The 24,812-nt window shown below is 65.6% G+C and carries 25 protein-coding genes; 14 read left to right on the top strand and 11 right to left on the bottom strand.

What is annotated here, in order from left to right; genetic code table 11:
- Positions 1-20: 20 nt before the first annotated feature.
- Positions 21-1,826 carry a hybrid sensor histidine kinase/response regulator gene (locus SB751_RS05225; RefSeq protein ID WP_144202387.1) on the bottom strand — a complete coding sequence of 602 codons (1,806 nt, stop codon included), beginning with the start codon at positions 1,824-1,826 and terminating at the stop codon, positions 21-23.
- 201 nt (positions 1,827-2,027) lie between these two features.
- On the opposite strand from SB751_RS05225, the gene SB751_RS05220 reads away from it, so the two are divergent.
- From SB751_RS05220 to dut, 6 genes are all read left to right on the top strand, one after another.
- The gene (locus SB751_RS05220) at positions 2,028-3,026 is read left to right on the top strand and encodes a bifunctional riboflavin kinase/FAD synthetase (RefSeq protein ID WP_144202389.1); all 999 of its coding nucleotides are present in this window, start codon (positions 2,028-2,030) and stop codon (positions 3,024-3,026) included.
- A gap of 113 nt (positions 3,027-3,139) precedes the next feature.
- Entirely contained in the window at positions 3,140-6,019 is a 2,880-nt protein-coding gene (gene ileS / locus SB751_RS05215; RefSeq protein WP_144202391.1) for an isoleucine--tRNA ligase, read from the top strand.
- On the top strand, positions 6,019-6,561 hold the full coding sequence (gene lspA, locus SB751_RS05210) for a signal peptidase II (RefSeq protein WP_092300975.1): 543 nt from the start codon (positions 6,019-6,021) through the stop codon (positions 6,559-6,561). The genes ileS and lspA overlap by 1 nt, the downstream gene beginning before the upstream one ends.
- 22 nt (positions 6,562-6,583) lie before the next feature.
- Positions 6,584-7,783, top strand: coding sequence for a bifunctional phosphopantothenoylcysteine decarboxylase/phosphopantothenate--cysteine ligase CoaBC (coaBC, locus tag SB751_RS05205; protein WP_144202393.1), 1,200 nt, complete (start codon positions 6,584-6,586; stop codon positions 7,781-7,783).
- A gap of 12 nt (positions 7,784-7,795) precedes the next feature.
- Positions 7,796-8,830, top strand: a complete 1,035-nt coding sequence (locus tag SB751_RS05200) for an LLM class flavin-dependent oxidoreductase (RefSeq protein WP_144202395.1) — start codon at positions 7,796-7,798, stop codon at positions 8,828-8,830.
- An 81-nt stretch (positions 8,831-8,911) separates the two neighbouring features.
- On the top strand, positions 8,912-9,409 hold the full coding sequence (gene dut, locus SB751_RS05195; RefSeq protein WP_144202397.1) for a dUTP diphosphatase: 498 nt from the start codon (positions 8,912-8,914) through the stop codon (positions 9,407-9,409).
- A gap of 19 nt (positions 9,410-9,428) precedes the next feature.
- Here dut and SB751_RS05190 read toward each other — a convergent pair whose 3' ends face one another.
- The 4 genes from SB751_RS05190 to clpS form a co-directional block, all read right to left on the bottom strand.
- Positions 9,429-10,274, bottom strand: coding sequence for a VOC family protein (locus tag SB751_RS05190; protein WP_144202399.1), 846 nt, complete (start codon positions 10,272-10,274; stop codon positions 9,429-9,431).
- Between the two features lie 3 nt (positions 10,275-10,277).
- The gene (locus SB751_RS05185; protein WP_410747838.1) at positions 10,278-11,285 is read right to left on the bottom strand and encodes a Bug family tripartite tricarboxylate transporter substrate binding protein; all 1,008 of its coding nucleotides are present in this window, start codon (positions 11,283-11,285) and stop codon (positions 10,278-10,280) included.
- A 187-nt stretch (positions 11,286-11,472) separates the two neighbouring features.
- Positions 11,473-13,770, bottom strand: coding sequence for an ATP-dependent Clp protease ATP-binding subunit ClpA (clpA, locus tag SB751_RS05180; protein WP_144202404.1), 2,298 nt, complete (start codon positions 13,768-13,770; stop codon positions 11,473-11,475).
- Entirely contained in the window at positions 13,767-14,093 is a 327-nt protein-coding gene (gene clpS, locus SB751_RS05175; protein ID WP_008644942.1) for an ATP-dependent Clp protease adapter ClpS, read from the bottom strand. Before clpS ends, clpA begins: the two co-directional genes overlap by 4 nt.
- Before the next feature lie 85 nt (positions 14,094-14,178).
- Here clpS and SB751_RS05170 point away from each other — a divergent pair, with 85 nt between their 5' ends.
- The gene (locus SB751_RS05170) at positions 14,179-14,604 is read left to right on the top strand and encodes a hypothetical protein (RefSeq protein WP_144202407.1); all 426 of its coding nucleotides are present in this window, start codon (positions 14,179-14,181) and stop codon (positions 14,602-14,604) included.
- Positions 14,605-14,631: 27 nt separating this feature from the next.
- On the top strand, positions 14,632-14,838 hold the full coding sequence (locus SB751_RS05165; protein ID WP_144202409.1) for a cold-shock protein: 207 nt from the start codon (positions 14,632-14,634) through the stop codon (positions 14,836-14,838).
- Between the two features lie 206 nt (positions 14,839-15,044).
- Here the strand turns inward: SB751_RS05165 and SB751_RS05160 are convergent, their stop codons facing one another.
- Together SB751_RS05160 and icd are read right to left on the bottom strand one after the other, a co-directional pair.
- Positions 15,045-15,509 carry a VOC family protein gene (locus tag SB751_RS05160; RefSeq protein WP_144202411.1) on the bottom strand — a complete coding sequence of 155 codons (465 nt, stop codon included), beginning with the start codon at positions 15,507-15,509 and terminating at the stop codon, positions 15,045-15,047.
- Between the two features lie 214 nt (positions 15,510-15,723).
- Positions 15,724-16,974, bottom strand: a complete 1,251-nt coding sequence (gene icd / locus SB751_RS05155) for an NADP-dependent isocitrate dehydrogenase (RefSeq protein ID WP_144202413.1) — start codon at positions 16,972-16,974, stop codon at positions 15,724-15,726.
- Positions 16,975-17,211: 237 nt separating this feature from the next.
- Between icd and SB751_RS05150 the strand changes: the two genes are divergently transcribed.
- From SB751_RS05150 to SB751_RS05140, 3 genes are all read left to right on the top strand, one after another.
- Positions 17,212-17,850, top strand: coding sequence for a pseudouridine synthase (locus tag SB751_RS05150; RefSeq protein ID WP_144202415.1), 639 nt, complete (start codon positions 17,212-17,214; stop codon positions 17,848-17,850).
- Between the two features lie 110 nt (positions 17,851-17,960).
- Positions 17,961-18,152: a hypothetical protein gene (locus tag SB751_RS05145; protein ID WP_410747837.1), complete on the top strand. Its 192-nt coding sequence runs from the start codon at positions 17,961-17,963 to the stop codon at positions 18,150-18,152.
- Positions 18,153-18,320: 168 nt separating this feature from the next.
- Positions 18,321-18,779, top strand: coding sequence for a DUF192 domain-containing protein (locus tag SB751_RS05140; RefSeq protein ID WP_144202419.1), 459 nt, complete (start codon positions 18,321-18,323; stop codon positions 18,777-18,779).
- Between the two features lie 67 nt (positions 18,780-18,846).
- On the opposite strand, the gene SB751_RS05135 is transcribed toward SB751_RS05140, so the two are convergent.
- On the bottom strand, positions 18,847-19,332 hold the full coding sequence (locus SB751_RS05135; RefSeq protein ID WP_092301017.1) for a YajQ family cyclic di-GMP-binding protein: 486 nt from the start codon (positions 19,330-19,332) through the stop codon (positions 18,847-18,849).
- Between the two features lie 78 nt (positions 19,333-19,410).
- On the opposite strand from SB751_RS05135, the gene murB reads away from it, so the two are divergent.
- Positions 19,411-20,421 carry a UDP-N-acetylmuramate dehydrogenase gene (murB, locus tag SB751_RS05130; protein WP_144202421.1) on the top strand — a complete coding sequence of 337 codons (1,011 nt, stop codon included), beginning with the start codon at positions 19,411-19,413 and terminating at the stop codon, positions 20,419-20,421.
- 31 nt (positions 20,422-20,452) lie between these two features.
- Here the strand turns inward: murB and SB751_RS05125 are convergent, their stop codons facing one another.
- Positions 20,453-20,764, bottom strand: a complete 312-nt coding sequence (locus SB751_RS05125) for a pyrimidine/purine nucleoside phosphorylase (protein WP_144202423.1) — start codon at positions 20,762-20,764, stop codon at positions 20,453-20,455.
- 122 nt (positions 20,765-20,886) lie between these two features.
- On the bottom strand, positions 20,887-21,810 hold the full coding sequence (argF, locus tag SB751_RS05120) for an ornithine carbamoyltransferase (protein WP_144202425.1): 924 nt from the start codon (positions 21,808-21,810) through the stop codon (positions 20,887-20,889).
- Positions 21,811-22,234: 424 nt separating this feature from the next.
- Here argF and SB751_RS05115 point away from each other — a divergent pair, with 424 nt between their 5' ends.
- Positions 22,235-22,540 carry a DUF3579 domain-containing protein gene (locus tag SB751_RS05115; protein ID WP_092301029.1) on the top strand — a complete coding sequence of 102 codons (306 nt, stop codon included), beginning with the start codon at positions 22,235-22,237 and terminating at the stop codon, positions 22,538-22,540.
- Between the two features lie 158 nt (positions 22,541-22,698).
- Here SB751_RS05115 and rpsT read toward each other — a convergent pair whose 3' ends face one another.
- Positions 22,699-22,965 (bottom strand): 30S ribosomal protein S20, encoded by a 267-nt coding sequence (gene rpsT / locus SB751_RS05110; RefSeq protein ID WP_144202427.1) that lies wholly within the window; start codon positions 22,963-22,965, stop codon positions 22,699-22,701.
- A gap of 285 nt (positions 22,966-23,250) precedes the next feature.
- On the opposite strand from rpsT, the gene murJ reads away from it, so the two are divergent.
- Positions 23,251-24,801, top strand: a complete 1,551-nt coding sequence (gene murJ / locus SB751_RS05105; protein WP_313819246.1) for a murein biosynthesis integral membrane protein MurJ — start codon at positions 23,251-23,253, stop codon at positions 24,799-24,801.
- Positions 24,802-24,812 lie beyond the last annotated feature (11 nt).

The raw sequence follows: 24,812 nt of genomic DNA, 5'->3' as shown, positions 1-24,812 counted from the left end.
GCTTGCAGCACGAACGATGGTCAGGCCGGATGGAGCCAGCGCCGCAGCAGCATGCGCAGATTACTCGGGTCCACCGGCTTGGGCAGCACGAAGTAGCCCGCCTCCTCGGCGGCCTGGAGCGCCGCCGACTTCAGGTCGCCAGTCAGCAGCGCGCTGCGCGCCTGGGGCTGCGTGGTCTGCCAGCGCTCGAGCAGGTCCAGGCCGTTTTCGCTGCCGGGCAGGCGCAGGTCGCAGAAGATGATGTCCGGCTTCAGCCCCTTGGCGAACAGCGCGTCGGCCTCGGCGCCATGGGCGGCGCAGGCCACGCGGATGCCCCACGCCTCCATCAGCGCGATCCACGCCTTGCGGATCTGGCTGTCGTCGTCCACCACCAGCACCGTGCCGCGCAGCCGCTCGGGCTTGGCCTCCTGCGCCTGGATGTTGGCGCGCATGGCGCGCACGGCCTCCACGGTCTCAGCCGGCACCGGCGCCAGCGCGAACCAGAACACCGAGCCCTTGCCCGGCACCGAGCGCACGCCATAGGTGCCGCGCATCAGGCGCACGCATTCCTTGAAGATCGCCAGCCCCAGCCCCAGGCCCTGCGAGGGGTCGCGCTGCGGGTTATGGACCTGGTAATACGGCGAGAAAATGTCCGGGAGGTGCTCGGGCGTGATACCGGCGCCGGTGTCCCAGACTTCGAGCCGGATATGCTTGCGCCGCTGCCGCGCCGTCACCAGCACGCCGCCGCGCTTGGTATAGCGCAGCGCGTTCTGCACCAGATTGAACAGCGCGCGGCGCAGCAGCACCGGCTCGGCCATCGCATACAGCTCGCTCGGCACGCGCGGGCTCAGGGTCAGGCCGCTGTCGCGCGCATCGGCGGCAAACTGGCTCATGACATCGTTGATCAGCGAACTCAGCTCGCACGGCTCCAGCGTCGGCAGCACCTTGCGGCCTTCGAGCTTGGAGAGGTCGAGCAAGGACCGGAACAGCAGGTCGATGGTCTGCGTGCCGGCCGCGACCTGCTCCACCAGCGGATGGAGCGAACTCGACTGGTTGCGCGCACGCAACGCTTCCACGAGCATGACCAGCGCATGCACGGGCTGGCGCAGGTCGTGGCTGGCGGCGGCCAGGAAGCGGGATTTCTCCTCGCTGGCGTGGAGCGCGCGCTCCTTTTCCTCCTGGAACTGCTTGGCCAGCCGGCGGCTTTCGCTCTCCAGCTGGATGGCGCGCACCAGCGTCTGCTGCAGGTTCAGCGCGTGGCGCGCCAGCATCAGCGCGTACAGGGCGAGCAGCACCTGCACGTAGCCGCCGTGGTTCGGGAAGGCGAAATCGGCCAGCAATACGTTCGGCACGAGGATCGGCACGCCCGCGAAGACAAGGTTCGACGGGATGGGCGATTGCGAGGTAGCGCCGCCCGCCAGCACGCCGAGCGTGAGCAGGTACAGCACGCTCGAGAACACCACGGAGCTGGAATACAGGTGCAGCAGCGCAGAGCTGCCCCAGGTCAGGCCGGTGAGGAAGGCGATGGCGCGCATGTGGTTCCACCACTTGCGCGTGTGCGCTGAACGGCTCATTTTTCCAGCGTCGCGCTGGTAGCCAAGATAGAACCAGGTGCCACTGGCGGTCAGCACGGCCATGATCGCGCACCAGGCCAGCAGGGCAATGTGGTTGGCCTCGCTCCAGAAGGCGGCGGCGGTCAGCCACGGCAGCAGGACCGACGCGGCGATGCCGGTGGGCGAGACGCGGTGCACCGTGGCAAGCAGCTTGGCCCGTGTCTCGGTATCCAGTTGTGGCCCGGGCGGGGGCAATATCTTGTTGAGCAGCGCGTTCAAAGAGGGCTCTGGCATGTCCGAGTCGCGCATATCATGCCGGCTTTTGCCTGAGGGCGCCACGCCCGGCGGGCCGGATGACGCACAAAATCAACGCTTGCGGGCAAGGCGCCGCCCTGCCCGGCCCCCGGCTGGCCCGGTCCACCCCCAAAGCGGGGCAAGCCGCCCCATTCGCCTTATAATGCCCCCTTTCCCCAAAACGCTAAGTCCGCCGTCCTCGTGAAAGTCTTCCGCGGCCTGCCCAACGCCGAAAGCCGGGCGCCCTGCGCGCTCACCATCGGCAATTTCGACGGTGTGCATCGCGGCCACCAGTCGTTGCTCGCCCGCGCCCGCGCTGCCGCGGATGCCCGTGGCCTGCCGCTCTGTGTGATGACGTTCGAGCCGCATCCGCGCGAATTCTTCACCCCCGAGCACGCGCCCACGCGCATCGCGCTGTTGCGCGACAAGCTCGACGCCCTGCGCCGCAACGGGGTGGACCGCGTGGTCGTGGAACACTTCAACGCCCATTTCGCCGCCCAGTCCCCGCAGGCATTCGTCGAGAACGTGCTCTGGCACGGACTGCACGCGCGCTGGGTGCTGGTGGGCGATGACTTCCGCTTTGGCGCCCGCCGCGCCGGCGACTTTGCCTATCTCCAGGAAGCGGGCCGCCAGTTCGGGTTCGACGTCGAGCAGATGGGCTCCGTCTCCGAAGGCGGCATCCGCATCTCCAGTTCGGCCGTGCGCCAGGCGCTGGCCGACGGCGACCTCGAGCACGCCCGGCGCCTGCTCGGCCATGGCTATGCCATCAGCGGGCACGTGATCCACGGCCGCAAGCTCGGCCGTGACCTCGGTTTCCCGACGCTGAACCTCAAGATCTCGCACAAGCGGCCCGCCGTGAACGGCATCTTCGTGGTGCAGGTGCACGGGCTGGCCGAACATCCGTTGCCCGGCGTGGCCAGCATCGGCGTCCGGCCCACCGTCGAGGATGCCGGCCGCGTGCTGCTGGAAGTGCATCTGTTCGACTTCAACGAGAACCTGTACGGCAAGCTGGTCCGCGTGGAATTCATGAAGAAGCTGCGCGACGAAGCGCGCTTCGACACGCTCGAGGCCCTGACGGCCGCCATCGCCCAGGACACCCTCGACGCCCGCGCCTTCTTCGGCCTGGCCGCCCCCGGCGGCACCGAGGCCGGCCCGGGCCGGCGCGACTTCGCCACCTCCGCCACCGACCGAATTAGCTAGCGGCCGGCCGCTGCCAGAGGTTGCAGCAGCCGGGACCCGCCCCGCCGTAGCCCATGACCAGCGCGCCGGCCATCCACCCGCCGCGCCCAACCGAATTGCCCCGAGAATCGAACATGTCCGACGAGAAACGCGCCAAGCCCGAGAAAAGCAAGTATCCGGTGAACCTGCTGGATACCCCCTTCCCCATGCGTGGCGACCTGCCCAAGCGCGAGCCGCAATGGGTGAAGCAGTGGCAGGACAAGCAGCTGTACAGGAAGATCCGCGCCGCGCGCAAGGGCGCGAAGAAGTTCGTGCTGCACGACGGCCCCCCGTATGCCAACGGCGACATCCACATCGGCCACGCCGTGAACAAGGTCCTCAAGGACATGATCATCAAGGCGCGCGGGCTGACCGGCCTGGACGCCGTGTACGTGCCGGGCTGGGACTGCCACGGCATGCCGATCGAGATCCAGATCGAGAAGAAGTTCGGCAAGGGCCTGCCGGTGCAGGAAGTGCAGGCCAAGGCACGTGCCTACGCCACCGAGCAGATCGCCCGCCAGAAGGTGGACTTCGAGCGCCTGGGCGTGCTGGGCGACTGGGACCACCCCTACCTGACCATGAACTTCAGCAACGAGGCCGATGAGCTGCGGGCGCTGGGCAAGATCATGGAGAAGGGGTACGTGTTCCGCGGCCTGAAGCCCGTGAACTGGTGTTTCGACTGCGGTTCGGCGCTGGCCGAGGCCGAGGTCGAGTACAAGGACAAGACCGACCTGTCGATCGACGTGGGCTTCCCGTTCGCGGAGCCTGAGAAGCTCGCGCACGCCTTCCAAGTGCCGGTGGCGCAGCTCGCCGGCAAGCCCGGCTGGGTGGTGATCTGGACCACCACTCCGTGGACCATCCCGAGCAACCAGGCGCTGAACATGCACCCGGAAGTGGAATACGCGCTGGTGGACACGCCGCGCGGCTTCCTGATCCTGGCCAAGGATCGCGTCGAGGAACAACTCAAGACCTATGCGCTGGAAGGTAGCGTGGTGGCCACTGCGCGCGGCGACGCGCTGTCGGAAATCCGCTTCCACCACCCGCTGGCCAAGGTCGATGCCGGCTACGCGCGCACCTCGCCGGTCTACCTCGGCGACTACGTGACCACCGACACCGGCACCGGCATCGTCCACTCGGCGCCGGCCTATGGCGTGGAAGATTTCCAGTCCTGCAAGGCGCACGGCATGCCCGACGCGGACATCATCAGCCCGGTGATGGGCGATGGCGTCTACGCCAGCACGCTGCCGCTGTTCGGCGGGCTCTCGATCTGGGCCGCGAATCCCAAGATCGTGGAGGTGCTGCGCGAGTCCGGCAACCTGTTCAATTCGCATAAGTACGAGCACAGCTACATGCACTGCTGGCGTCACAAGACGCCGATCATCTACCGCGCCACCTCGCAGTGGTTCGCGGGGATGGACGTGGACCCGGTCGACAACGGCCCCACGCTGCGCGCGACCGCGCTGGCCGGTATCGAGGCCACCGAGTTCTACCCCGCCTGGGGCAAGCAGCGGCTGCACAACATGATCGCCAACCGCCCGGACTGGACGCTCTCGCGCCAGCGCCAATGGGGCGTGCCGATGGCGTTCTTCGTCCACAAGGAAACGGGCGCCCTGCATCCGCGCACGCCGGAGCTGCTGGAGCAGATTGCCCAGCGCGTGGAGGCGCACGGCATCGAGGCCTGGCAGGCGCTCGATCCGAAGGAATTGCTAGGCGATGAGGCCGCCGTCTACGAGAAGAACCGCGACACGCTCGACGTCTGGTTCGACTCCGGCACCACGCACTGGACCGTGATCCGGGGCTCGCACCGCGATGACCTCTACGATCCGGCTGCCGATACCCCTGATGGCCGCCTGGCGGACCTCTACCTCGAAGGCTCGGACCAGCATCGCGGCTGGTTCCACTCGTCGCTGCTGACCGCCTCGATGCTGTACGGCAAGCCACCGTACAAGGCGCTGCTGACCCACGGCTTCACCGTGGACGGCGAAGGTCGCAAGATGTCCAAATCGGTCGGCAACACCGTGTCGCCGCAGGACATCTCCAACAAGATGGGCGCCGAGATCATCCGCCTCTGGGTGGCTTCCACGGACTACTCCGGCGAACTGTCGATCTCGGACGAAATCCTGAAGCGCGTGGTGGAAGGCTATCGCCGGATTCGTAATACGCTGCGATTCCTGCTGTCGAACCTGACCGACTACGACCACGCCAAGCATGCGCTGCCGGCCTCCGAATGGCTCGAGATCGACCGCTACGCCGTAGCGCTGACAGACCGCCTGCAGAAGGAAGTGCTGTCGCACTACCAGGCGTACGAGTTCCACCCGGTGGTGGCCAAGCTCCAGACCTTCTGCTCGGAAGACCTGGGCGGCTTTTACCTCGACGTGCTCAAGGACCGCCTGTACACCACGGCGCCCGATTCGCAGGCCCGCCGCGCCGCCCAGAACGCGCTGTATCACATCACCCAGGCCATGCTGCACTGGATGGCGCCGTTCCTGTCGTTCACGGCCGAGGAAGCGTGGCAGGTCTTCGCCCACGGCACCGAGCACACGGACACCATCTTCACGAGCACGTACTACGCGGTGCCCGCCGTCGACAACGCCGACGATCTCCTGCAAAAATGGCACGAAATCCGCGCCGTGCGCGCGGAGGTGACCAAGCAGCTGGAGTCGGTGCGTGTGGAAGGCGAGATCGGTTCGTCGCTGCAGGCCGAAGTCACGATCGCGGCCGGCGGCCCGGTGCTGGAGGCCCTGCAGAGCCTGCACGACGACCTGCGCTTCGTGCTGCTGACCTCTGCGGCCAAGGTCACGGCCGCGCCGGAAGGCGGCGACCTGCTCGTCACGGTCACGCCGTCGGCGCACGCGAAGTGCGAACGTTGCTGGCATTACCGCGCCGATGTGGGCCATAACCCCGAACATCCGACTCTTTGCGGCCGCTGCGACAGCAACCTGTTCGGCGCCGGTGAACACAGGAGCCACGCCTGATGGCATCGTCCTCCACCCGATCGACGCGCGCCACGCCGGCTCGTAAAACTTCCAAGAGCCGTGGCAGTGCCAATGTCACGCCCTGGCTCTGGATGGCCTTCGCGCTGCTGGTGGTCCTGATCGACCAGTTCTTCAAGATCCTGATCACGCGTTCGTTCCAGTACGGCGAGTCGCGCCCGGTCACGCGCTTCTTCAACCTCGTGCTGGTCTATAACAAGGGCGCGGCGTTCAGCTTCCTGGCCGACGCCGGCGGCTGGCAGCGTTGGTTCTTCACGCTGCTGGGCGTGGTGGTAGGCGGCTTCATCGTCTGGCTGCTGTACCGCCATACGGGACAGAAGCTGTTCTGCCTGGCGGTGTCCCTGATCCTGGGCGGCGCCATCGGCAACGTCGTGGATCGCGTGCTGTACGGCCATGTGATCGACTTCCTCGACTTCCACTGGCGCAACATGCATTTCCCGGCGTTCAACGTGGCCGATTGCGCCATCACGGTCGGCGCGGTGCTGCTGATTCTGGACGAACTGCGACGCGTTCGTCGTCACTGACTGGAACCCTGAGAGCCTACCCATGGATCTGCGAGGCAAGCACATCGTCCTTGGCCTGACCGGCGGCATCGCCTGCTACAAGTCGGCCGAGCTGGTCCGGCTGCTGACCAAGGCCGGGGCCACCGTGCAGGTGGCGATGACCGAGGCGGCAACGCATTTCATCACGCCCGTGACCATGCAGGCGCTGTCGGGGCGGCCCGTGTTCCTGTCGCAGTGGGACGCGCGCATCGACAACAACATGGCCCACATCGACCTCTCGCGCGAGGCCGATGCCATCCTGATCGCCCCGGCCTCCACCGATTTCCTGGCCAAGCTGGCCAACGGCCTGTGCGACGATCTGCTGACAACGCTCTGCATCGCGCGCGAATGCCCGCTGCTTGTGGCGCCAGCGATGAACCGCCAGATGTGGGCAGCCGCGCCCACCCAGCGCAACGCCGCGCAACTGCGCGCGGACGGCGTGGCGATTCTCGGCCCGGGCACCGGCGACCAGGCCTGCGGCGAGATCGGCGATGGCCGGATGCTGGAACCGGCGGAGATCGTCGAGGATCTCGTCGCCTTCTTCCAGCCCAAGCCGCTCGCCGGCAAGCGCGTGCTGATCACGGCCGGGCCGACCTTCGAGGCGATCGACCCCGTGCGCGGCATCACCAACCTGTCGTCGGGCAAGATGGGCTTCTCGATTGCCCGCGCCGCGCGCGAGGCCGGCGCCGACGTGCTGCTGGTGGCCGGCCCCACCGCGCTGCCCACGCCGCGCGGGGTGGTGCGCACCGACGTACGCAGCGCCCAGCAGATGCACGACACGGTGATGGCGCAACTGCGCGATGTCGACGTCTTCGTCGCCGTGGCGGCCGTGGCCGATTGGCGCCCTGCCGAGGTGTCCCGGCAGAAGCTCAAGAAGGCCAACGACACCGACACGCCTACGCTGCAGTTCGTCCAGAATCCGGACATCCTGGCCGCCGTGGCGGCGCGCGCCGATGCGCCCTATTGCGTGGGGTTCGCCGCCGAAAGCGAGAACCTGGAGCAGTACGGCGAGCAGAAGCGCCAGCGCAAGGGCGTGCCGCTGCTGGTGGGCAATATCGGCCACCACACCTTCGGCATGGACGACAACGAGATCGTGCTGTTCGATGCAGGCGGCATGACGCGGCTGCCGCGCGCCGACAAACTCTCGCTCGCACGCGACCTCGTGGCCGCTATCGGCCAGCGCCTGCCGCGCAAACCCGTCTGAGCCTCCGACCGCATGACTGCTGAGAATCGTCCCAAATTGCGCCTGTCGGTGCTCGACCAGAGCCCGGTGATTGCCGGCCACACCGCGCGCGACGCGCTGGCCGCCACCATCGAACTGGCCCAACTGGCCGACGACCTGGGCTACACGCGCTATTGGTGCGCCGAGCACCATGGCCTGCAGGGCGTGTGCAACCCGGCGCCCGAGGTCATGCTGGCGCGGCTCGGCAGTGTGACAAACCGTATCAGGCTCGGCTCGGGCGGCGTGATGCTGCCCTACTACAGCCCCTTCAAGGTGGCCGAGCAGTTCCGCATGCTCGAGGGCCTGTTTCCCAACCGGATCGATCTTGGCGTGGGCCGCGCGCCCGGCGGCGACATGCGCACGGCACAGGCCGTGGCGATGGGCCAGTACAACCGGGGCGACCAGTTTCCGCAGCAGGTGCAGGACCTGGTTTGGCTGTTGCGCGGCGAGGTGCCGCCCGGCCACGTGGCCGAAGGCGTGCTGCTGCAACCCGCCATCGACACCCGGCCGGAACTCTGGGTGCTCGGCTCGAGCGATTTCGGCGGCGCGCTGGCCGCGAAACTGGGCCTCCGCTTTGCGTTCGCCCACTTCATCAATGCCCATGGCGGACACGCCGTGGCCCAGCAGTACCGGGCCGGATTCGAGCCCGGCTACGAGGATGCCCCCTACAGCGCGGCCGCCGTCTTCGTGATCTGCGCCGATACCGAGGCGGAAGCGGCCGAACTGGAACGCGCCGTGGACATCCGTCGCCTGCAGATGGCGTATGGCGTCAACGCGCCGATTCCTTCGCTGGCCCAGGCGGCCGATTTCACGCCGAACGAGCGCGATCGCATGATTATCGAGCGCGAACGTCCGCGAACCATCTGCGGCACGCCCGAGGTGGTGGCCGAGCGCATGCTGGCGCTGCGCGAGCGCTTCGCGGCCGACGAACTGGTGGTGCTGAGCGTGACGGCGTCGTACGCGGCGCGGCTGCGCACCTACCAGCTGCTCGCCGAGGCGTTCGACCTCTCCGGCGAAGCGGCCGGCTGAGTCCCGCGCGCAGTTATCATCCCACCCTGCCTTCTTCAGATTTTTCCTGGCCCTTTGCAGGCCATTTACCCGGATTCGCACATGACCGCACCCCTGAACCCCGCCGTCGAAATCAAGGTCCTGGACGCCCGCCTCAATGACTGGGGCCTGCCGGCGTACCAGAGCGACATGGCCGCCGCCATCGACCTGCACGCCTGCGTGGACGGCCCGGTCAGCATCGCCCCCGGCACCGCCGCGCAACTGGTGCCGGCCGGCATCGCCGTGCACATGGGCAACCCCTACATGGCCGCCACCATCGTGCCGCGCTCGGGCCTGGGCCATAAGAAAGGTCTCGTACTCGGCAATTCGATCGGGGTGATCGACGCCGATTACCAGGGCCAAATCATGGTGAGTGTGTGGAATCGCAACGCGCCCGGTACCGAGCCGATCGTGATCCAGCCCGGCGAGCGCATCGCCCAGATGATGTTCGTACCGGTGCTGCGACCCGTGTTCACGACCGTGACCGAGTTTTCGGCGGACACCGCCCGCGGCGCGGGCGGCTTCGGCTCGACCGGCGTGCATCACGCCAAGGCCGGCTGAGCGACGTTTTAAGGCTCGATCAGGCCTGCGCGAAGACCAGCGCCACGCCGTTGGCGCTGGCCGCCGGGACCAGCGTGGCCTGCTGGCCAAGGTCCACCGTGGCAACCGACTGCGTGCCCCAGTGAGTGCGCGCTTTTGCCAGATCCGACGTGCTAAGCCGAATTGCGGCGTATCCCGTCGTCTTCGCGGTGATGTGTAGCGTACCCGTCACCTCAGCCAGCGCATCGGCCGTCGAGATGACCAGTTCGGCGCCATCCACCGCGATGCGCGCGACGCGATCATCGGCAGCAATCGGCGTGCCGGCGGTCATCTCCGCATAGGCGGCTGCCGCCGCCCTCACCTGCCCCGCTTCCACGACCAGATAGGCCACTTCGATGGCGGTGGCGCCGTTCGCGTGCGTCATCCATTCCGGACGCCACAGCAATTCCGGCGTGCGGTGCTCGCAGACGAAGTAACGCGCGCCGGGGGCCTCGTCGAGGGCCGTCACGCGGAAGGTAGCCGGGTGCTCCGAGCCGTCGTCCAGGCGCACTGGCCGGGAGAACTCGATCGGATCGGATGTCTGGTAGCCCGCCGCGCGCAGCCGTGCCGCCGTGGCGAAGGCATCGCGGCTCTTGCAGGACATCGCCGCGCAACCGTCGCCGCGCTGCTGGGCGTCCCAGTAGTACTGGCGGCTCGGGCTCGGCGCGGTCACGTGGAGCAGCTCGAGATAATCGCGCGCCAGCATGATGCAGTGGTTCTGCGAACCGAGCGTGTGATAGCCGCGCGGCGTCAATGTGAAGCCAAGGGCACGCCAATTGGCGGCGGCAGTATCGAGATCGCCGCAGACCACCACGGCGTGGTCAAACGGTTCGGAGACAGCCGTCATCGCTTATTCGAACTGGATATTGGCCTTGCGGGCCACGGCTTGCCACTTGTCGTGCTCGTGCCGCACCAGGTTGCCGAGGTCCGTCGGCGTACCCACGGCGATCTCGAAACCCTGGGCCGACAACGCCTCGACCACCTTGGGCTGGCGGATCGATTCCGCCAGCGCGTCATGCAGCCGCGTCACCGTGGCGGACTGCATGCCGGCCGGGCCGAACACGCCGATCCACGAATACGCCTCGAAGCCCTTGAAGCCCTGCTCGGCCACGGTCGGCACCTGCGGCAACTGGCGGATGCGGCTCGTGCCGGTCACGCCAAGCACCTTGATGGTCTTGGCCGCCACGTGCGCCTGCACCGCCGCGAAGCTGCTGAAGAACACGTCCACCTCGCCCGCCAGCACGGCCTGCACAGCCGGGCCGCCGCCCTTGTAGGGCACGTGGAGGAACTGCACGCCGGCCTCGGTGGCCAGTGCCTCGGCGGCCAGCTGGTTCAGGCTGCCAATGCCCGACGAGGCATAGCGAATGCCGCCCGGCTTGCCCTTGGCCAGTTCGATCAATTCCTTGACGTTCGATGCGCCGAGTGCCGGATTTGCGGCAATGACCAGCGGAAAGCGCACCAGCTGGGTAATCGGCGTGAAGTCGTTGAAGGTGTCGTACGGCAGGTTCTTGTACGCAAATGGGTTGATCGCGTGCGTATCGAACGCCATCAGCAGCGTCGTGCCGTCCGGCTTGGCGCGCGCCACGGTGCTGCTGGCGATCAGGCCGCCTGCGCCGGGCTTGTTGTCGACCACCACGGTCTGGCCGAGGCCAGTCTTCAGCCCCGGTTGCAACTGGCGCGCCACGATGTCCACGCTGCCACCCGGCGGGAACGGCAACACCATCGCAATCGGCCGGTTCCCGGCACCGGTTTCGGCATGGGTCACGGCGGCGAAGGACGCCAGGGACGTGGGCAGGGCCCCCATCGGCAGCGTCTTGAGCAGCAGGCGGCGAAGCCGCGCGCGTTCGGGAGAAGACATCGATAACTCAGGCTGGGCGGTCAACCGACCGCGTACAAAAAAAGAAAGGGCGGCACGCCGCCGCCCACTATTTTGCCCGATGATCGCCCACGTTGCTGGCGCGGGCGTCGTTGATCGCCCAGAAATGGAACAATCCACGAACAAACGGGCCGGCACTGAGGCCGGCCCGCCAAGCCCGGTGAGAGATTCAGGCCTCGGCGCGCTGTTCGCTTTCCGGTGCTTCCGGCGGTTCCGGATCAGCCTCGGAGAACGTCAGCTTGATCTGATCGCCCTCGTCCAGGTCCACGACCACCTTGCCGCCGGTCACAAGCTTGCCGAACAGCAGCTCGTCGGCAAGTGCCTTGCGGATCATGTCCTGGATCAGGCGCTGCATCGGCCGCGCACCCATCAGCGGATCGAAGCCCTTCTTGGCCAGGAACTTGCGCAGCTTCTCGGTGAAGCTCGCTTCCACCTTCTTCTCATGCAGCTGCTCTTCCAGCTGCATCAGGAACTTGTCCACCACGCGCAGGATGATCTCCTCATCCAGCGAGCGGAAGCTGATGGTCGCGTCCAGGCGGTTGCGGAACTCCGGCGTGAACATGCGCTTGATGTCAGCCATCTCGTCGCCCTGCTCGCGCGCACTCGTGAAGCCGATCGTGGCGCGGTTCATGGTTTCCGCCCCCGCGTTCGTGGTCATGATGATGATCACGTTGCGGAAGTCAGCGCGCCGGCCGTTGTTGTCGGTCAGCGCACCATGGTCCATCACCTGCAGCAGGATATTGAAGATATCCGGATGTGCCTTTTCGATCTCATCGAGCAGCAGCACGCAGTGCGGCTTCTTCGTCACAGCTTCAGTCAGCAAACCACCCTGATCAAAGCCGACATAGCCCGGAGGCGCGCCAATCAGCCGGCTGACCGCGTGGCGTTCCATGTATTCGGACATGTCGAAGCGCAGCAGCTCGATGCCCATGATGAACGCGAGTTGCTTGGCGACTTCGGTCTTGCCGACGCCGGTCGGGCCGGAGAACAGGAACGAGCCGATCGGCTTGTCCGTCTTGCCCAGGCCAGCCCGCGACATCTTGATGGCCGACGACAGCGCCTCGATGGCCGGATCCTGCCCGAACACCACCGACTTCAGGTCACGATCCAGCGTCTGCAGCTTGCTGCGGTCGTCCTGGTTCACGCTCTGCGGCGGGATGCGCGCGATGCGCGAGACGATGTCCTCGATCTCGCCCTTGCCAATGGTCTTCTTCTGCTTCGACTTCGGCAGGATACGCTGCGCAGCGCCTGCCTCATCGATCACATCGATGGCCTTGTCCGGCAGATGACGGTCGGTGATGAAGCGCGCCGACAACTCGGCGGCCGCAGTCAGCGCCGCCGCCGCGTACTTGACGCCGTGGTGCTCCTCGAAGCGCGACTTCAGGCCGCGCAGAATCTGCACGGTCTGGTCCACGGAGGGCTCGACCACGTCAATCTTCTGGAAACGACGCGACAACGCCGCATCTTTCTCGAAAATGCCGCGATATTCGGTGAACGTGGTCGCACCAACGCACTTGAGCGCCCCCGACGACAGCGCCGGCTTGAGCAGGTTGCTGGCGTCCAGCGTGCCGCCCGATGCGGCACCCGCGCCAATCAGCGTATGGATTTCGTCGATGAACAGGATCGCGTTCGGATTGTCCTTGAGCGACTTCAGCACACCCTTCAGGCGTTGCTCGAAATCGCCCCGGTACTTGGTGCCGGCCAGCAGCGCGCCCATGTCGAGCGAGTACACGACTGCCTTTTCCAGGATGTCGGGTACTTCGTTCTTGGTGATGCGCCACGCCAGGCCCTCGGCGATGGCGGTCTTGCCCACGCCAGCCTCGCCCACCAGCAGCGGGTTGTTCTTGCGTCGGCGGCACAGCACCTGCACCACGCGCTCCACCTCGGAATCCCGGCCGATCAGCGGATCGATCTTGCCGGCCTTGGCCAGGGCGTTCAGGTTCTGGGTGTATTGCTCGAGCGGGCTTTCCTTGCCGTCACCGCCCTCGCCCTCGGCATTGCCCTCGCCGTGCTTGGCCGGCTCGGACTGGTCCTTGCGGATGCCGTGGCTGATGAAATTGACGACATCGAGGCGCGTTACCCCCTGCTGTTGCAGGTAGTAGACCGCATGTGAGTCCTTTTCGCCGAAGATAGCCACCAGAACATTCGCGCCGGTGACTTCCTTCTTGCCGTTGGACGTGGACTGCACGTGCATGATGGCGCGCTGGATCACACGCTGGAAGCCCAGCGTGGGTTGCGTGTCCACCTCGTCCGACCCCGGTACGACCGGGGTGTTATCGGCAATGAAGTTCTTCAGGCTGGTGCGCAAGTCCTCGATGTTGGCTGCGCACGCGCGCAGCACTTCGGCTGCCGTCGGGTTGTCGAGCAACGCCAGCAGCAGGTGTTCCACGGTAATGAACTCGTGGCGCGCCTGGCGGGCTTCGACAAAAGCCATGTGCAGGCTTACTTCCAATTCTTGCGCAATCATGCTTCCTCCATCACGCACTGCAACGGGTGGCCCGCCTGCCGCGCATGGGTTGATACAAGCTCGACCTTGGTCGCTGCGATATCCCGCGTGTAGATACCGCAAACGCCCTTGCCTTCCCGGTGGACGGTGAGCATGATCTGCGTCGCCGTTTCCCGGTCCCTGCTGAAATACTGCTGCAGGATCATCACGACGAACTCCATCGGTGTGTAGTCGTCGTTGAGCAGGACCACCTTGTACATCGCCGGGGGTTTGAGCTGTTGCTCCTTCCGTTCGATGACGGTGCCTGTCTCGCGTTGTGGGGTATTCGCCAGCCGTGTCGCCATGGCTTTATTCTAACCCTTACTCACAAGTCTGCAATTTGGGGAAATGGCCACGTATTCAAGGGCCACACCTTCGGAAAGTTCCAACGTGTCCGAACGCACGGAAATGCCGCAAACGACTTACGCCGCACGTCCGTGGTGCACGGCGCGCCCGGCCTTCGGGCGGGCTGCACGCCTCCTCAAAGGTACCATTCCGGGCCGTTTCAATCCCGCCACACCCTACGCCGAGTGGGGAATCTGCCAGCTTGACAGTATGGTGGTTTGCCAGAAAAATCGGTCGCACATCCAGGCCCGGCCGGCGAGCCAAACGTACAAGGCCGGCCCGGATGATTCCGTGAGCAGGGAGGCCCACGACCGGCGTCGGCATGACGTGTTCCACCTGATTATCAGGCGGATCGCAATGTCTTGCCACGCGCTCCACAAGACCTGGCGATTCCCACCGGCCGCATCCGACAAGGACCGGCCCGGCGGGCGTGCCGGCGTCATGCGGCTGGCCACAGGTTTCCCCGCTTGAAAATCTGTTTTTTCGTTGGGGGAGTTTATGGCTAGCGGTATCGTCAAATGGTTCAATGACGCCAAGGGTTTCGGTTTTATCAAGCCGGACGATGGCGAGGAAGAACTGTTTGCGCACTTTTCGGCGATCCAGATGGCGGGTTTCAAGACGCTGAAGGAAGGCCAGCGCGTGGTGTTCGAGGTGGTGCAGGGCCCTAAGGGCAAGCAGGCCACGAATATCCAGGACGCACAGTAAAAGTCGCGCCGCGACCGCACGGGCCCCAGAGCCGCGGCGGTCAAACGGATGCGGGGGGACGCGCTCCCCCGGAACGGGATCCTGTGCCACGCTGGCCCGCCAGCGCGGCACGCTGCAGTAGCGGTTCACAAGCGATACGCCACGCATCCAACAAGACGCCCGGTGAGAGCCGGGCGTCTTGCTTTGTACGGTCGGCGTGGCTTGCGTCAGCCGGTCCACCCCTCTATGTTCAGCCCGCTGGCCAGCTCGGCCGCCTCGCGGCTGACCTTGCGCACCGACTGCCCGAAACTCCAGACATGCCCTTCCGGGTCGCGCGCCGAATAGACGCGGTCGCCGTAGAACTGGTCTTCCGGCTCCCGTACGATCACCGCACCGGCGGCACGCGCCCGCTCGCAATGCTCGTCAAGCCCATCCGGCATGTGCACATGCACCGCCTGCGTGTTCTTGCCGCCGACCGACGCCGGGCTGGCCGTGTAGTCGGCCCACTCGCTGCCCACCATCAGGTAGCTGTCGCGATAGCGCATTTCCGAATGCACGAGATGGCCTTCCTTGTCGGTAATCACCATCACGCGCTCGAAGCCAAACGCGCGTTCGAGCCAGTCGAGCGCGGTCAGCGGATCCTTGTAGAACAGCGCGGCACCAAGCGCCGTGCGGCGAAACGGGTCATCCATGACGATCTCCTCGTAAAACACCGAATTCTGATGTTGTAGCGGATGGCGAGGTCAACCGCCAGAAGGGGCCATGCCGTCTACACCGGCAGCCTGACCACGCCACCATACAGCGAGGGCGTGCTGTGGCACTCCCCCAAGCCAACAAAAAACCCCGGTCGCCTGTCAGCCACCGGGGTTCTTTGCTTGGAATCGGCCGATGAGGCCCGAAACATCCTTACATATTGTCAATCATCACCTGCCCGAACCCCGAGCAGGATACCTGCGTGGCGCCTTCCAGCAGCCGTGCGAAGTCGTAGGTCACCTTTTTCGACTGGATCGATTTTTCCATCGACGCGATGATCAGGTCGGCTGCTTCGGTCCAGCCCATGTGGCGCAGCATCATTTCCGCCGAGAGGATCTCCGAGCCCGGATTCACATAGTCCTTGCCGGCATATTTCGGCGCGGTGCCGTGGGTAGCCTCGAACATGGCCACCGTGTCGGACATATTCGCGCCCGGCGCAATGCCGATGCCGCCCACCTGGGCCGCCAGCGCGTCGGAGACATAATCGCCATTCAGGTTGAGCGTGGCGATGACCGAGTACTCGGCCGGACGCAGCAGGATCTGCTGCAGGAAGGCATCGGCAATGGCGTCCTTGATGACGATGTCCCGGCCCGTCTTCGGGTTCTTCAGCTTGCACCACGGACCGCCATCGACCAGTTCCGCGCCGAATTCCTGCAGCGCCAGTTCGTAGCCCCAGTCACGGAAGCCACCCTCGGTGAACTTCATGATGTTGCCCTTGTGCACCAGCGTGACCGACGGCTTGTCGTTGTCGATGGCATACTGGATTGCCTTGCGCACCAGCCGCTGGGTGCCCTCGCGCGACACAGGCTTCACGCCGATGCCCGATGTCTCCGGGAATCGGATTTTCTTGACGCCCATCTCGTCCTGCAGGAACTTGATCAGCTTCTTCGCGCCTTCGCTGCCCGCTTCCCATTCGATACCGGCATAGATATCTTCCGAATTCTCTCGGAAGATCACCATGTCGATCTTCTCCGGCTCGCGCACCGGCGAGGGCACACCCTTGAAGTAGCGCACCGGGCGCAGGCAGACGTAGAGGTCGAGTTGCTGGCGCAGCGCCACGTTCAGGGAGCGGATGCCACCACCCACCGGGGTGGTCAGCGGGCCCTTGATCGACACCACGTAGTCCTTCACCACCTGCAGGGTCTCGTCCGGCAGCCACACGTCCGGGCCATAGAGGCGCGTGGACTTCTCGCCGGCGTAGATCTCCATCCAGGCCAGCTTGCGCTTGCCGCCGTAGGCCTTTGCCACGGCGGCGTCCACCACCTTGAGCATCACCGGGGTGATATCCACACCCGTGCCGTCGCCCTCGATGTACGGAATGATGGGATTGTCCGGCACGTTGAGCGAGGAATCGGCGTTGACCGTGATCTTCTCGCCTGCCGGGACCTTGATGTGCTGGTACATGAACGTCTCCACTTGCGGGTTGTGTCGCTGCCCGGCCAGTGCCCGGCAGTGCCAATGCGTGACTGATGCGAAGCATTGTAGAGGGGAACCCCGCCGCGCCGCTCGGTCAGCATGGATATTGTCAAATGAGTCTTATATAAGACATAAGACTAGTCTCATTATTATGCAACATGGATTTGGGATTCGCCAAATCGGGCCGCTGCCGCTGCAGGCCGGCGGCTGGCATACTTCGCGCCCATGACCCTGATTGCCCTGAACAAGCCGTTCAACACGATGAGCCAGTTCTCCGCGCATCCTACGCGGCCAACGCTGGCGGACTGCGTGCGCGTGCCCGGCGTCTATCCGGCCGGCCGGCTGGACGCCGACAGCGAGGGCCTGCTGCTGCTGACCGATGATGGCGCGCTCCAGGCCCGCATCGCGGACCCGCACCACAAGCTGGCCAAGACCTATCTGGCCCAGGTCGAGGGGGTGCCCGATGCCACCGCGCTGGCCGCGCTGCGCGCCGGCGTCGATCTAGGCGATTTCCGTACGCTGCCGGCTTCGGCGCGCATCATCGACGAACCCCACTGGCTCTGGACGCGCGATCCGCCGATCCGCTTCCGTGCGGCCATTCCCGCCACCTGGGTGGAATTGCAGATCCGCGAAGGCAAGAACCGCCAGGTCAGGCGGATGACCGCCGCCGTGGGGTTTCCCACGCTGCGGCTGGTGCGCGTGGGCATCGGCGCGCTGGCCTTGCCCGAGCTGGGACTGGCGCCGGGCGCCTGGTGCGAGATCGATCCGGCCATGCTCGGGCTGCCGCAGCCGTCGCCGAAGCCGTCCCCTCGCCTGCAAACACGCCCGCAAGCCCGGCCACCGGTAAGGCGCCGTTACAAATAGTGACAAGCACAACGTCAACGGCACGATTGCGCACGCCGTTTCAGTGGGCAGACGGGCCAGGCACCGCCCCGTCGAATCCCTTACGCAGAACCCACTTTGAGGTACTCGCAATGAAAAAACTGATCGCTGCCCTGGTTGTCGGACTGTTCGCCACTGGCGCGTTTGCCCAGGCTCCGGCCGCTCCCGCCACGGACACCGCACCGGCCGCCAAGGAAGCCGCCAAGCCCGCGAAGACCAGCAAGAAGAAGCACGCGAAGCACGCCTCCACCAAGAAGGCACCTTCGGCAACTACCACCCAATAAGGGCGGTGCTGCGGCGGCCCGGCGCAAGCCCGGCGTGCCGCCCATCGGAAAGGCAGGCGCGCATCGGCGGCCTGCCTTTTTTCATGCGCCGGTGCGTCCGCGCAAGCGCGGGGGCGCCGGGCTGCGCTATGCTCTCGGCGGTCGAACTTCCAAATCCCCTCCCAAGCCATGCAACTCGTGCCCAAGATTCTGCTGGCCGCCGGCGCCGCCGCGCTGACGTCCCTCGCCAGCCTCGCCCAGGCCCAGGCCGCGCTGCCCGTGATTTCGCTGACGGCCGGCATGTATGCCATCCAGGCCGAGGTGGCCGCCTCGCCCGAGGCGCGCGAGCGCGGCCTGATGTATCGCAAGACCATGCCCGCCAACGCCGGCATGCTATTCGTTTTCGATGAAAAAGCCGGTCACTGCTTCTGGATGAAGAACACGAACCTGCCGCTCTCGATTGCCTTCCTGGCCGACGACGGCAGCATCGTGAACATCGAGGACATGGCCCCGCAGAGCGAGGACAACCACTGCCCGCGCGCGGCGGTGCGCTATGCGCTCGAGATGAACAAGGGGTGGTTCGCGCAGAAGGGCATCAAGCCGGGCGCGAAGATCGGCGGTCTGCCGCAGGCGCGGCAGACGCAATAAGATGGCGCAATAAGCCGGCGCAATCACACGTTCCCGGGCGCGGCGCAGACGCCGCGCCGGCGGGCGCTTAGTCGCGGAAGTTGTTGAAGTCCAGCGGCGCGTCCGAAACATCCTTGCGCAGCAGCGCGATCACCGACTGCAGGTCGTCGCGCTTGGTGCCGGAGACGCGCACGGCGTCGCCCTGGATGCTGGCCTGCACCTTGATCTTGCTGTCCTTGATCATGCGGACGATCTTCTTGGCCAGATCGCCAGTCACGCCCTTCTTGATCGTGATGACCTGCTTGAGCTTGTCGCCGCTCATCTTCTCGGTCTTGCCGTAGTCGAGGAAGCGCACGTCCACGTTGCGCTTGGCCATCTTGTTGATGAGCACGTCCTTGACCTGGCCGAGCTTGAAGTCATCATCGGCAAACGCGGTCAACTCGCCTTCTTTCTGTTCCACACGGGCGTCGGAGCCCTTGAAGTCGAAGCGCGTGGAAATTTCCTTGTTGGACTGCTCCACGGCGTTCTTCACTTCCACCATATTGGCTTCACACACTACGTCGAACGACGGCATTTTCGATTCTCCTACGTATAATCGGGCCTACCCCGCAGTCCGGGTCGCCCGCCGCGGCGGCCGCAAACCCTTCCCTTGATGGCAGATTTCCACGAATTCTATCCCCTGCGCCGGCACAATACATTCGGTTTCGATGTCCGGGCGCGCCTCGCGGCCCACATTCGCACCGAAGCCGACCTGCTGGCCGCGCTGGCCGACCCGCGCGCGCAGGGCTTGCCGCTGGTGGTGCTGGGCGGCGGCAGCAATGTGGTGCTGACCGGCGACCTCGACGCGCTGGTGCTGCTGATGGAAATCCCCGGCTACGCGGTGGTGGATGACGGCGACGGCTGGCTGGTCACCGCCGGTGCCGGCGAGAACTGGCACGGGCTGGTAGGCCGCACCATCGCGGACGGCCTGCCCGGGCTGGAAAACCTCGCCCTGATCCCCGGCACGGCCGGCGCGGCGCCGATCCAGAACATCGGCGCCTATGGCGTGGAGCTGCGCGAGCGCTTCGCCAGCCTGCGCGCCCATGATCGCCAGACTGGCGCCTTCGTCACTCTGGACCGCGAACAATGCGCCTTCGGCTACCGGGACAGCCTTTTCAAGCGCAACGGGCGCGACCGCTACCTGATCACGGCCGTCACCCTGCGCCTGCCGAAGGCGTGGGCGCCGGTGCTCAACTATGGCGAACTGGCGCGGGAACTGGAGTCGGTGGCCACGCCCGATGCGGCCCAGGTCCGCGACGCCGTGGTGGCCATCCGCTCGCGCAAACTGCCGGACCCCGCCCAGATCGGCAATGCTGGTAGTTTCTTCAAGAATCCCGTGGTCGATGCCGCGCTGCGCAACGCGCTGCTGGCCGCGCACCCGTCGCTGGTCAGTTATCCACAGCCCGACGGCGGGTACAAGCTCGCGGCGGGCTGGCTGATCGATCAATGCGGGTTCAAGGGGTTCGATGACGGCCCGGTGGGCGTCTACGGCAAGCAGGCGCTGGTGCTGGTGCACCACGGCGGCGGCACGGGTGCCGCGCTGCTCAAGCTGGCGGACCGCATCGCCGATACGGTCCAGGCGCGTTTCGGCGTGCGGATCGAGCCGGAGCCGGTGATCCTCTGAGGCCGCCGCGCGGCCCCCTCACCCCGGCAAATCAGCCAAAGTGGCAGACGTAGTCCAGCGTCTCGGTCACTTCGATATCGAAATTGCTGTTGCCCGGCACGTCGAACTGCTGGCCCGCGCCATAGGTCTTCCATTCTTCCGAGCCAGCCAGACGCACGCGGCAGCTGCCGCCGTTGATCTCCATGATCTCCGGCGCGCCCGTGTTGAAGTTCAGCGTGGCCGGGAAGATCACGCCCAGCGTCTTGCGCGTGCCATCGGGAAACACCACCGTGTGGCTCACGCACTTGCCGTCAAAGTACAGGTTGGCCTTCTTGACCACGGAAACATTGTCGAACTGACTCATTTGTTCACTCTCCTCAGGGATTTGGACGGATATCGATTGACTTGACCGGAATTTGGCCGAATGACGGCGGACGTAAAAACGGGGCCCTTGCAGGCCCCATTTCGTCGGGTGTGGCGCGGTGTTCAGTAACGGCCGCAGAGCAGGAATTCCATCAGCGCCTTCTGCACGTGGAGGCGGTTCTCGGCTTCCTCCCAGACCACGCTGCGCGGGCCGTCGATGACCGCCGCTTCCACTTCCTCGCCACGGTGGGCGGGCAGGCAGTGCATGAACAGCGCGTCATCGGTGGCGCGGTCCATCATCGCCGTGGTCACCATCCAGTCCTGGAACGCGCGCTTGCGCACGTCGTTCTCGGCCTCGAAGCCCATGCTGGTCCAGACATCGGTGGTCACCAGGTGCGCGCCCTGGCAGGCATCGAGCGGATTATCGAACACCTTGACCAGGTGCGCGGCCGTGGCCGGCACCATGGCCGGCTCGAGCTGATACCCCGGCGGGGCCGAGAAATGGAACGTGAAACCCAGACGCTCGGCGGCCTGGATCCAGGTGTACGCCATGTTATTGGCATCGCCGATCCACGCCACGGTCTTGCCCGCAATGCTGCCGCGCTGCTCGATGTAGGTGAAGATATCGGCCAGCACCTGGCACGGATGGTATTCGTTGGTAAGCCCGTTGATGACCGGCACGCGCGAATGCGCGGCAAAGCGCTCCAGGATCTCCTGGCCGAACGTGCGGATCATGATGATGTCCACCATGCGCGAGATCACCTGGGCGGCGTCCTCGATCGGCTCGCCACGGCCCAGCTGGGAGTCACGCGTGTTCAGGAACACCGCATGGCCGCCAAGCTGGTGGATGCCGGCTTCGAACGACAGGCGCGTGCGCGTGGAATTCTTCTCGAAGATCATGGCCAGCGTGCGGTCGTGCAGCGGGTGCCATGTCTCGTAGTTCTTGAACTTGGCCTTGAGGATCCGCGCGCGGTCCAGCAGGTATTCGTACTCTTCGGGTCCGAAATCGCTGAACTGGAGGTAATGCTTGATCGGGGTTGGGCTCATAAAACAAAGAAGGCGGCTCGATCAGGACACGCAACCCGGAAGCCGGAACTGGCTGTCCCTGAGGGTCGGAGCGTGTCGCGGAGCCGCCTTTCGCGTCGCTTACGCAATGTAATTGCAAGAATCATAAGGGATTATTTCAGCTTTGGCGAGCCCGGGCAGACCCGCCCGCATGCGCCCGCTGACAGCTTCCCGACAGGATTCGCCCCTATGCGCAGGTCTTATATAAGATATAATACTGGCTGATTCACGCGGGGCCCCGGCATACCCATGCCACCGCCCGCCGTCGGCATCAAAAGTGCCCCCGCAGACAAAGCGCCCCGCTCTCCCATCCGGATGCGTGCGAACCAATCGCCAGCCGGACACGTCAAACGGGCGCCCGTCCAGCGGGTTTACCGTCGAGTCACCGTCTTATCCCCGCAGTCCCATGACCACCCCCAACGTTCGCGAATACTTCATCCAAGGCGTCACCAAGGAAGGCAAGACCTTTCGACCGAGCGATTGGGCGGAGCGGCTATGCGGCGTGATGGCGCAATTTCGCCCAGAGGGCGACACCGGCGACCCCCGCCTGACCTACTCGCCCTATGTGCGGCCCGTGATCGTCGCCGGCGTGAAAAACGTCGTGGTCGATACCCGCCTGCGCGACATCGAACCGAAGGCGCTCGACTTCGTCCTCAACTTCGCCCGTGACAACAACCTCCAGGTGGTGGAAGCCTGCTTCCTGAACGACTGAAGGTCCCTGGCCGGCCCGGACACCCGGGCCAGGCTGGCGCCAGAACGCAAAAAAGCTCGTCGCGATGACGAGCTTTTTTCATACCGGACCGATGCCGATCCGGCGCACTGCGTACTCCTTGGACTGCAACAGGACCGCCGGAGCGGCCCATGCGGCAATCAGGCAGCCATCGACTTGATAGCAGCCGACAGGCGCGACTTGTGACGTGCAGCCTTGTTCTTGTGCACGATCTTCTTGTCGGCGATGCTGTCGATCACGGTCTGCGACTGCTTGAAGATCTCGGCAGCGGCGGCCTTGTCACCAGCGTCGATTGCCTTGCGAACGGCCTTGACGGCGGTGCGCAGGCGCGAACGCAGGCTGGAGTTGTGAGCGTTCTGGGTGACGGCCTGGCGCGCGCGCTTGCGGGCTTGTGCGGAATTTGCCATGTAATTTCTTCCTGAATTCAGAATGCGCGCCCGGGGCGACGCAATGATTTGGGACGCAACAATTAAGTCACATCGTGCGACCCGGGATGCTCTGACACACGAATCCGGAACGCGACTGTCCTTTGCGAATCGGCGATTATACACACATGCCGGCGCGGTGGGCAAGACCGATACGCACCTGCCGCATCCTGGCCTTGCCGCGCGGCCCGATCCGTATAATAGCCGCCACATTCCCAGCCGGCCCCCGCCTCATACGTGGCGCCGCAGCAACTTTCACGGCCCATCTTGAACCTGCTCAAAGCGCTCGCCACCATCAGCAGCCTGACCATGCTCTCCCGCGTCACAGGGCTGGTGCGCGAAATCCTGATTGCCCGGGCCTTCGGTGCCTCGGACATGACCGACGCCTTCAATGTGGCGTTCCGTATACCCAACCTGCTGCGCCGGGTCTTTGCCGAGGGCGCATTCTCGCAGGCTTTCGTGCCGATCCTGAATGAATACCACGGCAAGCGCGGGCCGGACGAGACCCGCCACCTGATCGACGCGGTGGCCACGGTGATGTCCTGGGTACTCGTAGCGGTGTCCGTGCTGGGCGTGATCGGCGCCCCGGTCGTGATGACGGTGGTAGCAACCGGCTTCCGGGGCGATTCCGAGACCTACAACGCGGCCGTGTTCATGACGCGCGTCATGTTTCCCTACATCGGCCTGATCTCGATGGTGGCGCTGGCGTCGGGCATCCTCAATACCTGGCGCAACTTCGCCGTGCCGGCCTTCACGCCGGTGCTGCTGAACCTGTGCCTGATCGTGGCGGCGCTGTTCGTCGGCCCGCACATGAGCCAGCCGATCTATGCCCAGGCCTGGGGCGTGCTGGCGGGCGGCGTGCTCCAGCTGGTCATCCAGGTACCGGCGTTGCGCCGGCTTGGCGTGATGCCGCGGCTCTCGTTCAACCTGCGCGCGGCCTGGTCGGATGCCGGCGTGCGGCGTGTGATCCGCCAGATGCTGCCGGCGCTGCTGGCCGTGTCGGTGGCGCAGATCAGCCTGATCATCAACACGAATATCGCCTCGCACCTGGCCGCCGGCAGCGTCTCGTACCTGACCTATGCGGACCGCCTGATGGAATTCCCGACCGCGCTGCTGGGCGTGGCGCTGGGCACCATCCTGCTGCCGAGCCTCTCGCGCGCCAGCGCCACGGACGACCGCGAGGAGTACTCGGGCCTGCTCGACTGGGGCCTGCGCCTGACCTTCCTGCTGGCCGTGCCCGCCGCCGTGGGCCTGTTTGTGTTCGGCACGCCGCTGACGGCCGTGCTGTTCCACTATGGCAAGTTCGACGCCCACGCGGTGGAAATGACGCGCCAGGCGCTGGTGTCGTACGGCGCCGGCCTGGTGGCGCTGATCCTGATCAAGATCCTGACGCCGGGCTTCTACGCGCGGCAGGACATCCGCACGCCGGTCAAGATCGCGCTGCTGGTGCTGGTCATCACGCAGGCTTCGAACTATGTCTTCGTGCCGCTGCTGGGCCACGCCGGGCTGGCGCTGTCGATCAGCTTCGGCGCCACGGTCAACGCCCTGCTGCTGTTCTTCGGCCTGCGCCGGCGCGGTTTCTACCGGCCGGCCCCGGGCTGGGGCCTGTTCCTCGCCCGGCTGCTCGCGGCGGTGCTGATCCTGGCGGGCATGCTGCTGTGGTTTGCCCGGAACTTCGACTGGGTGGCCATGGGCGCCACGCCGCTTGCGCGCATCGCGCTGATGGCATCGTGCCTGGTACTTGCGGCGGTGGTCTACTTCGGTACACTGTGGATCATGGGGCTGCGTTACGCCGCCTTCCGGCGCCGCGCCGGCTAGTCAGGAACCCG

Origin of the sequence: Cupriavidus sp. SIMBA_020, from assembly GCF_046535395.1 — a bacterium.
Lineage (GTDB): Bacteria > Pseudomonadota > Gammaproteobacteria > Burkholderiales > Burkholderiaceae > Cupriavidus > Cupriavidus campinensis.
This window is presented reverse-complemented; position numbering and strand designations above follow the sequence as displayed.